Raw genomic sequence first — 9,746 nt, forward strand, 5'->3', positions numbered from 1 at the left:
CACGGCGTGCACCGGGACGCCGTCGACGCGACCGCCTCGGCTGCCCAGTTCGTCCATCTCGGTGGCGTCGGGCATGTCGCCCAGGCCAGCCTCGGCGCGTGCGCGAGCGATGCCGCGCGCGGTGGCCACCGCCGTGCCCGAGGGGGCGTCCACCTTGCCCGGGTGGTGCATCTCGATGACCTCGGCGGACTCGAAATAGGGGGCGGCCATGGCAGCAAACTTCATGGCCAGCACCGCGCCCATCGCGAAGTTCGGGGCAATCAGAACAGCGCGGCCCGCCTCCTGCGCATGAGTGCGCACGCGCGCGTAGGACTCCTCGGTCCACCCCGTCGTGCCCACGACGACATCCACACCGGCGTCAAGGAGCGCGTGCACGTTCGCCTCGGTGACTCCGGGAACCGAGAAGTCGACGGCGACCTGCGCGCCGTTAACGGTTTTCTTGGTGATCGGATCACCTGCATCCAGCTGAGCGACGACCTCCATATCGGGGGCACCGGTCACGGCCGCCACGACGGTGGAGCCCATGCGGCCCTTAGCTCCGGTCACTGCCACGCGAATCATCATTGTCTCCTTCTGAAAGGGTTGCTTAGTGTCAAGGCTATGCCCCGCACCCGGGCAGCGGGCGGGGATTCTCACGACTCAGTCCTGGGGCAGGACCAGCGCGCGGCAGTCCAGTTTGGCGATAAGGGAGGCGGCCAGGGCGCGAACGTCATGCGCGCCCACCGAGTCGAATTCGGCCAACGACTCGTCGATGGGACGGTAGCGCCCGACGATCTCCGAGCGGCCCAGTCGCATCATGCGCGACCAGTTGTCCTCCAGGCCCAGGACGACGCCTCCGCGGACCTGCCCGCGCACGCGCGTCATCTCCTCCTCGGTCGGGCCGTCCGCGGCCAGGTCCTCCAGCTGAGCGCGCATGATGGCCTCGACCTCGTCGACATTGTCGGGGCTGCAGCCCGCGTACATGCCGAAGGTACCCGTGTCGGAGTAGGCGACGTCGTAGGCATAGGTCGTATAGGCCAGGCCACGCTTTTCGCGCACCTCCTGGAAGAGGCGCGAGGACATGGACCCGCCAAGGATCGAGAGCAGCACACTCATCGTGGGACCCAGCGGATCGGTGGCCGACAAGCCTTCACAACCGATGAGGACGTGCGCCTGCGTGACGTCGCGCTGTCGCGTGATGTCCTTCTCGTGGTCGGCGATGGGCGTCGCGGTCGTTGATCGACGAGGCCGGGGCGCGGCCGCGCTCGCGTGATCCCAGGGGGACGCCTCCAGGGCGGCCTGGACGCGCTCGACGATATGGTCGTGGTCGACGTGGCCGGCGGCTGCGACGATGAGCGAAGAGGGCGAGTAGTGGGACTGGTAGTGATCCCACACGTCAGAGCGGCCGACCTCGCGGATCGCCTGGGAGGTGCCGCCGACGGGACGGCCGATGGGGCGGTCACCGTGGACAGCCAGCTGGAAAGCCTCGTGAACGGTTTCCGTAGGCGAGTCCTCCCCCATCGCCAGCTCGTCGAGGATGACGCCGCGCTCCATCGCGAAATCATCCTCGTCCAGGCGCGAGTCGGTGACCATGTCGGCCAGCGTCTCGATCGCCATGTCCAGGTCGGCGTCGCGAACGCGCGCCCAGTACGCGGTGTGCTCGCGGGCAGTCTCGGCGTTGGACTCGCCGCCGACGCTGTCGAAGGCGACAGCGATGTCGAGAGCCGAGCGCCTATTCGTGCCCTTGAAGAGGAGATGCTCGAGGAAGTGAGTAGATCCCGCCGTGCGCGGTCCCTCATCACGCGACCCCACAGGTACCCACAGGGACACGCCTGCACTCTTCGTCGCGGGAATCGTCTGGGTCAGCACACGCGTCCCAGCACCCAGGATTGTGCGCTCGATGCGCGTGTCACCGTCCTCGATGGACAGGCGGGACTCGTCGAGCGGCAGCGGCTTAGGCGTCATTCTTCTCCTCTTGCGTCCCCGCGGGCCGGGGATTGGCACGAAACGTTCACAGTGTAGCCGTACAAGGGCTGGTGGCCGGGCGGAGCACGCGCTCCATCCCGGCCACCGGTCACTTCAGCTATCGGGAGCTACTCACTCCTCAGACGCGCCTTCCTCACGCTCGTCGTCGCGACGACGACGGGTGCGGGTGCGGGGACGGCGCTCGCGGCGCTCAGAACGGTCACGGCGCTCGCGACGCGGCTCGGAAGACTCACCCTCGGGGACCTCCAGCTCGCCAGCATCGCCGTCGATGACGGCGTGCAGGCTCAGCTTGCCGCGGTCGCCGATCTCGTTGATCTCGACCTCGACCTGCTGGCCGACCTGCAGGACGTCGTCCACGGAGTCGATGCGCTTACCGCCCACGAGGCGACGGACCTGCGAGATGTGCAGGAGACCGTCCTTACCGGGGGTCAGCGACACGAAGGCGCCGAACGACGTGGTCTTGACAACCGTGCCGACGAAGCGCTCGCCGACCTCGGGCATCTGCGGGTTCGCGATCTGGTTAACCATCGTGCGGGCGGCCTCGGCGGAAGCCCCGTCGGAAGAGGCGATGTAGACGGTGCCGTCGTCCTCGATGGTGACGTCAGCGCCGGTCTCGTCCTGAATCTGGTTGATCATCTTGCCCTTGGGACCGATGACCTCGCCGATCTTGTCGACGGGAACCTTGACGGTGATGATACGAGGAGCGTTCGGGCTCATCTCATCCGGGCCGTCGATCGCCTGGTTGATCAGGTCGAGGATCGCCAGGCGGGCGTCGCGTGCCTGGGCCAGCGCGGCGCGCAGCACCTGGGAGTCGATGCCGTCGAGCTTGGTGTCCAGCTGCAGGGCCGTGATGAAGTCACGGGTACCGGCAACCTTGAAGTCCATGTCGCCGAAGCCGTCCTCGGCACCCAGGATGTCGGTCAGGGTGACGGCCTTGAACTGACCATCGACCTCACCGGTCATGAGGCCCATCGCGATGCCCGCGACGGGGGCGCGCAGCGGCACGCCAGCCTGGAGGAGGGACAGGGTCGAGGCACACACGGATCCCATCGAGGACGAGCCGTTAGAACCCATGGTCTCGGAGACCTGACGGATCGCGTAGGGGAAGTCCTCGCGCGAGGGCAGGACGGGAACCAGCGCGCGCTCGGCCAGGTCACCGTGGCCGATCTCGCGGCGCTTCGGGGAACCGACGCGGCCAACCTCGCCCGTGGAGAACGGGGGGAAGTTGTACTGGTGCATGTAGCGCTTGGAATTGATGGGCGACAGGTTGTCGATCTGCTGCTCCATGCGCAGCATGGCCAGGGTGGTCACGCCCAGGATCTGGGTCTCACCGCGCTGGAACAGGGCGGAGCCGTGCACGCGGGGCAGGACCTCAACCTCGGCGGAGAGAGAACGGATCTGGCGCGGGGTACGGCCATCCATGCGGATCTCTTCACGCAGGGTGCGATTACGGATCGTGGCCTTCTCGAGCGAACGGAACGCGGCCTTGAGGGCCTTCTCCGACTCGGGGAAGCGCTCAGCAAGAGCCTCGAGCATCTCTTCCTTGACGGCATCCACGGCCTCGTCGCGGGCGAGCTTGCCCTCGGTCAGCAGCGCCTGAGCGACCTTCTCGGCGGCGTATTCCTCAACAGCGGCGTATTCCTCGTCGGTGTAGTCCAGGAACAGCGGGAAGTCGGCGGTCTCCTTGGAGGCCTTCTCGGCGACCTTGATCTGAGCCTCGCACAGCGCCTTGATGAAGGGCTTTGCAGCTTCGAGGCCGTCGGCCACAACATCTTCGGTGGGAGCGGTAGCACCAGCCTGAATGAGATCCCACTCGTTCTTGCCGCCGCCGGCCTCGACCATCATGATCGCGACGTCTTCGGAGCCGTCCTCCTTGGTGACGATGCGGCCCGCGACAACGATGTTGAACACGGAACGCTCGAGCTCGCTCCAGCGCGGGAACGCGACCCACTGGCCGTCGATCAGGGCCAGGCGAGTACCACCGATCGGGCCGGTGAACGGCAGGCCAGCGATCTGGGTGGACATGGAGGCGGCGTTGATCGCCAGAACGTCGTAGGCGTCATCCGGGTCGATCGTCAGGACGGTCTCGACGACCTGAACCTCGTTACGCAGGCCCTTGACGAAGCCGGGGCGCAGCGGGCGGTCGATGAGGCGGGCGGCCAGGATGGCCTCGGTGCCCGCGCGGCCTTCGCGGCGGAAGAAGGAACCGGGGATGCGACCCGCAGCGTACTGACGCTCTTCAACGTCAACGGTCAGCGGGAAGAAATCGAACTGATCCTTGGGGTTCTTGCCAACGGTCGTGGCCGACAGAACGGTGGTGGAATCATCCAGGTAGGCCAGAGCAGAGCCGGCGGCCTGCTTGGCGAGACGGCCGGTTTCGAAGCGCACGACGCGCTTGCCGAAACGGCCGTTATCGATAATCGCCTCTGCGGCGATGATGTCAGAGCCTTCCATCATGGGGCGTTTCTCCTTGGTTTGTTGGTGTCGCGCTCCACTTCGGCCTTCGATCGAAGCCCACGGATCAACTCTCCGGAGGCCACTGTCGAAAACCGGCGGCTTGCGCGCGAAAAATAAACGGCGTGCCCGAGGCGGGCGTGTGAAAACCGGCCCGTCTCCGTTATGGGAGGCGGGCCGGCCCAAAATCAGCGGCGCAGGCCGAGACGCTCGATGAGCGAACGGTAACGCTCGATGTCGATGTCAGCCAGGTAACCCAGCAGGCGGCGACGACGGCCGACCAGCAGTAGCAGGCCACGACGGGAGTGGTGGTCGTGCGTGTGGGTCTTGAAGTGCTCGGTCAGATCCTTGATGCGGCGGGTCAGCAGCGCGATCTGCACCTCGGGGGAACCGGTGTCGCCCTCGTGGGTAGCGTACTCGGCGATGATCTGGTCCTTGACGTCCTTGCTCAGCGGCACAGGCTTCTCCTTTGTATTCGTTGCGCGGGGCATCCGGGCGTCTCCCGGATGCTGACAGTCCGCGGCCGGTGTACGGCCTTTCTACAGTAGCACGTCCGAGTTGTCAGTCTCCTCGTGAGCGACGAAGCTAACGATTTGGCCGGTCGGGGGCGAGGTCTCCTCCCCTCCCCCGTTATCTGTCCGCACGCCAGGGCAGGGCCGAGCACCCAACAAGTGCGTGGATCCGGGGAGGCATTAGGAGGCGGTGACTGAGTCCGGGTCGACGCGCCCGGCGACGCCGATACCGAGGACGGAAGCCGTCTGACGCAGGTCGTCGTCCATCTGGCGCAACAGGCCGTCGACGTTATCGAAGGACAGCATCGGACGGATACGCGACACGAAAGTGACAGCGATGCGTTCGCCGTACAGGTTCAGGTCGGAGCGGCCTAAGACGTGTGCCTCGACGGTGCGCTCCTCGCCGTTGAACTGTGGGTTGGTACCCACGGAGATGGCGGCAGGCAGGAACTCAGCGGACTGGGTGCCGGGGACGGCACGCACGACCCAGCCAGCGTAGACACCGTCTGCAGGGATGACGCCCTCGACCTCTTGCGAGAGGTTCGCGGTGGGGAATCCGAGCGTGCGACCACGCTTGAAGCCGTGGCAGACGGTGCCGCGGATACGGTGCAGGTGACCGAGCACGCGGGCGGCACCGGAGACATCGCCTGTAGCCAGAAGTTCGCGCACCCATGAGGAGGACCAGCGGCGTCCCTCGGGTGCCTCGATGTCGGTAACGGTCAAGACATCGAAGCCATAGCGGCGTCCGAGGGCGCGCAGTGTGTCGATCGTTCCGACGTTGCCGCGACCGAAGCGGAAGTCTTCACCGACGACAACCTCGCGGGCACCACAGCGCTCGACCAGAAATTCGTAAACGAACTCGTCGGGTTCGAGGCTGTAGACGCTCTTGTCGTAGTGGGCGACGAGAGTGGCGTCCAGTCCGGCGGCCTCCATTGCGTCGAGGCGGTCACGCAGCGGGGAGATGAGCTGGAGGCCCACCTCGGGCTTATGCACCTGAATCGGGTGCGGGTCGAAGGTGATGGCCACGGCGTCGACGCCGAGCTTGTGTGCACGCTCCACGCAGGTGGCGATGACCTTCTTGTGACCGTTGTGCATGCCGTCGAAGTTACCGATGGTGACGACACTGGCCTCGTTGCCGGGGATGTCGGTCAGGGACTGCCAGACGTTCATTGTCTCTCTTTCTTAAAAAACCAGGACGGTCCGCAGGCGCGCAGCGTCGATGCGCAGCAGGCCGAGGACCTCACCTGACGGCGACGTGGCCGCGATTGGTGGGGTCTCCCCCTCCGAGGCGATCGGCAGCGCATCGCCGACTTGCGCGGCCCACTGCGCGAGTTGCCCGCGCGAACGTCGGGGGGCCTGGCCGTGCGCAAAGGCCCCTGCCTCGGCCTCAGTGAGGGGCAGGGCGGGGAACATGGCGAGTGCCGCCCGACCCAGGGGAATCAGGGGCAGAACAGGCTGCTGCCCACCCTCTTCGTCCTCCACGGCGGCGGCGAGTTCATCGAGGGTGAGCGCGCCTTCAAGCGGGAAGTCACCGACGCGCGTCCGCCGCAGCGCGGTGAGGTGAGCACCAACCCCCAGGGCCGCGCCCGCATCGCGCGCGAGGGCCCGTACGTAGGTGCCCGACGAACACTCGACAGCCACGTCAACATCGACGACGCGAACCGGCCCGGGAACGCATGCGCTCTCCCGGGCCACGGCCTCGTCGAGGCAAACCTCAGATACGCGCGGGGCCGCAAGAACCTCCAGGCGCGAGATACGCACCGGGCGCGCCGCCAGCTCGACGTCCTGCCCCGCGCGGGCGAGCGCATACGCTCGTTTGCCGTTCACCTTGATCGCCGACACCGTCGTGGGAACCTGCATGATGTCACCGCGCAGGGGCGCGAGCGCCGCCTCCAGGTCGGACTCGCTGAGGGAGGTGCACCCCACCGCTGACGTGGGGAGTCCCTCGGCATCATCCGTGTTGGTCCCAATACCGAAACGGATTGTCGCCAGATACTCCTTCGAATGCCCGCTCACCCACGTGAGGAGCTTCGTTGCCTTACCAACACCGATGACGAGGACCCCGGTCGCCATGGGGTCCAGCGTGCCGCCGTGGCCCACCTTGCGGGTGTGGCCCAGGCGTCGCACACGCGCAACGACATCGTGGCTGGTAATGCCAGCGGGCTTGTCGATGACGAGCAGGCCGGGGCGCGGGTTATCGGGGCGACGAGCCATGCGCGATTAGGCCCAATCCTTCTCGTCCGCTTCGCCCTCTTCGTCGTCGTGACGGTAGGGGTCCTCCTCGCCCGCGTAGGTCGCGCCCTGCGCGGCGGCGGCAATCGCCTCGTCCTTCGCCTTGGCCTTCGCGAGGGCATCCTCCAAGGCTGCCGCGCTCTCGGGAAGCGCGTCCGGGATGAACTCCAGCGTCGGGGTCAGGCGCAGCCCCAGGACCTTGCCGACGCGTGAGCGAAACAGGCCCTGCGCGGAAGCGAATGCACGCGCGGCCTTCTCACGCTGCTCGTCATCGCCAAGCACCGTGTAGAAAACGGACGCATGCTGCAGGTCCCCCGTCACGCGCACGTCCGTGATCGTCACGAGCTCCAGGCGGGGATCCTTCACATCGCGGCCAATCATCGACGCAACAGTCTGCAGGATTCGCTCCTGCACCTTACGAACGCGAGCCTCGTCAGCCATCGCGCCCTCCTTTCGGGCACTAAAGCCCTTGTCAGAACATTACATGTGCGAAGATCGGGGTCCGAGCATACTCGGACCCCGATACTTCACGCTGCGGAATCAGTCACGAGCCTTCTCGCGCATCTCCCAGGTCTCAATGACATCGCCTTCGGTGATGTCCTTGTAGCCCAGGGTGATACCGCACTCGTAGCCCTCGCGGACCTCGGTGACATCGTCCTTTTCGCGACGCAGAGAGGCGATCTCGAGGTTGTCGGCCACAACCACACCGTCGCGCACCAGGCGTGCCTTGGTTCCGCGCTTGATCGTGCCGGAGCGGACGATCGAACCGGCGATGTTGCCGAACTTGCCGGAGCGGAAGACCTGGCGGATTTCCGCGGTGCCCAGCTGGACCTCCTCGTAGATCGGCTTGAGCATGCCCTTGAGGGCAGCTTCAATGTCGTCGATCGCCGAGTAGATGACGTTGTAGTACTTGATCTCGACGCCCTCGGCATCCGCCATCTCGGCCACGCGTTCGGCGGGACGGACGTTGAAGCCGATGATGACCGCGTTGTCGACGGTCGCCAGGTTGACGTCGTTCTGCGTGATCGCACCGACACCGCGGTGGATGATACGCAGCGCGACCTCGTCGCCCACGTCGATGCGCAGCAGGGAGTCTTCCAGGGCCTCGACGGCACCGGACACGTCGCCCTTGATGACCAGGTTGAGGGTGTCGACCTCGCCCTCGGCCAGGACCTTGTCGAAGTCCTCCAGGGAGACGCGCTTGCGGCGCTTGGCCAACAGGGCCTGGCGCTCGGCTGCCTCACGCTTGTCGGCGATCTGGCGGGCCGTGCGGTCGTCGTTGGCGACCAGGAACGAGTCGCCGGCGCGCGGGACCGACGTGAGTCCGAGGACCGCGACCGGGGTCGACGGGCCAGCCTCGGAGACGTCGTTGCCGGCGTCGTCGAACATGGCGCGCACGCGACCGTAGGACGAGCCGACCACGAGGGAGTCGCCCACGTGGAGCGTGCCGCGCTGAACCAGCATGGTCGCGACGGCACCGCGTCCCTTGTCCAGGTTGGCTTCGATGGCGACGCCGCGGGCGTCCGTGTTCGGGTTGGCCTCGAGAGTCAGGGCCGCATCGGCCGTCAGCAGGACGGCCTCGAGCAGCTCGCGGATGCCCGTGCGCTGCTTGGCCGAGATGTTCACGAACATGACGTCGCCGCCGTACTCTTCGGCGACCAGGCCGTACTCGGTGAGCTGGGAGCGGATCTTCTCCGGGTTCGCGCTTTCCTTATCGATCTTGTTGACCGCGACGACGATCGGCACGTCGGCCGCCTGCGCGTGGTTGATGGCTTCAACCGTCTGAGGCATGACGCCGTCATCGGCCGCGACCACGAGGATCGCGATATCGGTGACCTGTGCACCACGGGCACGCATGGCCGTGAAGGCCTCGTGACCGGGGGTATCGATGAAGGTGATCGGGCGGCGCGTGCCGTCCTCAGCCGTGACCTTGACCTGGTAGGCACCGATGTGCTGCGTGATGCCGCCATGCTCGGTGTCGACAACGTCCGTGTGACGGATAGCGTCGAGCAGCTTGGTCTTACCGTGGTCGACGTGACCCATGACGGTGACGACCGGCGGGCGCGGTTCCATGTTCTCGGCGTCGTCAAGTTCTTCGGCTTCGAGGTCGATGTCGAAGGACTCGAGCAGCTCACGGTCCTCGTCCTCAGGCGAGACGACCTTGACGTCGTAGCCGAGTTCGGCACCCAGTGCCTCGAAGGTGTCCTGGTCGAGGGACTGGGTGGCGGTCGCCATCTCGCCTAGGGCGAAGAGGACGGTCACGAGCGCTGCGGGATTGACGTCGATCTTCTCGGCGAGGTCGGCCAGGGACGCGCCCTGACGGATGCGGATCTGCGCGCCATTACCGCGCGGGATCGCGACGCCGCCGATGACTGGCGCGTTCTGCTGCTCGTACTCTTGACGCTTCGCGCGCTTCGACTTGCGTCCGCGCTGCGAGCGGCCGCCTCCGCGACCGAATGCGCCCGGCGTGGAGCCGCGACCACCGCGACCGCCACCGCGAGGACCGAAACCGCCGCCGTTGTTCTGGGCTGCTCCTGCTCCGGCTCCTGCACCGGCACCCGGACGGGCACCGCCGCGACCGCG

The 9,746-nt window shown here is 66.6% G+C and carries 8 protein-coding genes; all 8 read right to left on the reverse strand.

Annotation, left to right across the window (positions count from 1 at the left end):
- Positions 1-561 (reverse strand): 4-hydroxy-tetrahydrodipicolinate reductase (locus HMPREF1136_RS00290; RefSeq protein WP_009647298.1); only part of this gene is annotated, 561 nt, incomplete at its 3' end.
- A 78-nt stretch (positions 562-639) separates the two neighbouring features.
- The gene (locus HMPREF1136_RS00295; protein ID WP_009647300.1) at positions 640-1,944 is read right to left on the reverse strand and encodes a M16 family metallopeptidase; all 1,305 of its coding nucleotides are present in this window, start codon (positions 1,942-1,944) and stop codon (positions 640-642) included.
- 132 nt (positions 1,945-2,076) lie between these two features.
- On the reverse strand, positions 2,077-4,422 hold the full coding sequence (locus HMPREF1136_RS00300; RefSeq protein WP_009647301.1) for a polyribonucleotide nucleotidyltransferase: 2,346 nt from the start codon (positions 4,420-4,422) through the stop codon (positions 2,077-2,079).
- Positions 4,423-4,607: 185 nt separating this feature from the next.
- Positions 4,608-4,877, reverse strand: coding sequence for a 30S ribosomal protein S15 (rpsO, locus tag HMPREF1136_RS00305; RefSeq protein WP_007587851.1), 270 nt, complete (start codon positions 4,875-4,877; stop codon positions 4,608-4,610).
- A 234-nt stretch (positions 4,878-5,111) separates the two neighbouring features.
- The gene (locus tag HMPREF1136_RS00310; protein WP_009647304.1) at positions 5,112-6,101 is read right to left on the reverse strand and encodes a bifunctional riboflavin kinase/FAD synthetase; all 990 of its coding nucleotides are present in this window, start codon (positions 6,099-6,101) and stop codon (positions 5,112-5,114) included.
- 12 nt (positions 6,102-6,113) lie between these two features.
- Entirely contained in the window at positions 6,114-7,145 is a 1,032-nt protein-coding gene (truB, locus tag HMPREF1136_RS00315) for a tRNA pseudouridine(55) synthase TruB (RefSeq protein WP_009647303.1), read from the reverse strand.
- Positions 7,146-7,151: 6 nt separating this feature from the next.
- A complete protein-coding gene (gene rbfA / locus HMPREF1136_RS00320; RefSeq protein ID WP_009647302.1) occupies positions 7,152-7,604 on the reverse strand; it encodes a 30S ribosome-binding factor RbfA in 453 nt (150 codons plus the stop codon).
- A gap of 99 nt (positions 7,605-7,703) precedes the next feature.
- The coding region (gene infB / locus HMPREF1136_RS00325; RefSeq protein ID WP_009647299.1) for a translation initiation factor IF-2 at positions 7,704-9,746 on the reverse strand (2,043 nt) is incomplete at its 5' end.

It is taken from the genome of Actinomyces sp. ICM47, assembly GCF_000278725.1.
Lineage (GTDB): Bacteria > Actinomycetota > Actinomycetes > Actinomycetales > Actinomycetaceae > Pauljensenia.

Coding starts and splice junctions, on each gene's coding strand:
- HMPREF1136_RS00295 (WP_009647300.1), bottom strand. CDS start 1,944: ATGACGCCTAAGCCGCTGCCGCTCGACGAGTCCCGCCTGTCCATCGAG.
- HMPREF1136_RS00300 (WP_009647301.1), bottom strand. CDS start 4,422: ATGATGGAAGGCTCTGACATCATCGCCGCAGAGGCGATTATCGATAAC.
- HMPREF1136_RS00310 (WP_009647304.1), bottom strand. CDS start 6,101: ATGAACGTCTGGCAGTCCCTGACCGACATCCCCGGCAACGAGGCCAGT.
- truB (WP_009647303.1), bottom strand. CDS start 7,145: ATGGCTCGTCGCCCCGATAACCCGCGCCCCGGCCTGCTCGTCATCGAC.
- rbfA (WP_009647302.1), bottom strand. CDS start 7,604: ATGGCTGACGAGGCTCGCGTTCGTAAGGTGCAGGAGCGAATCCTGCAG.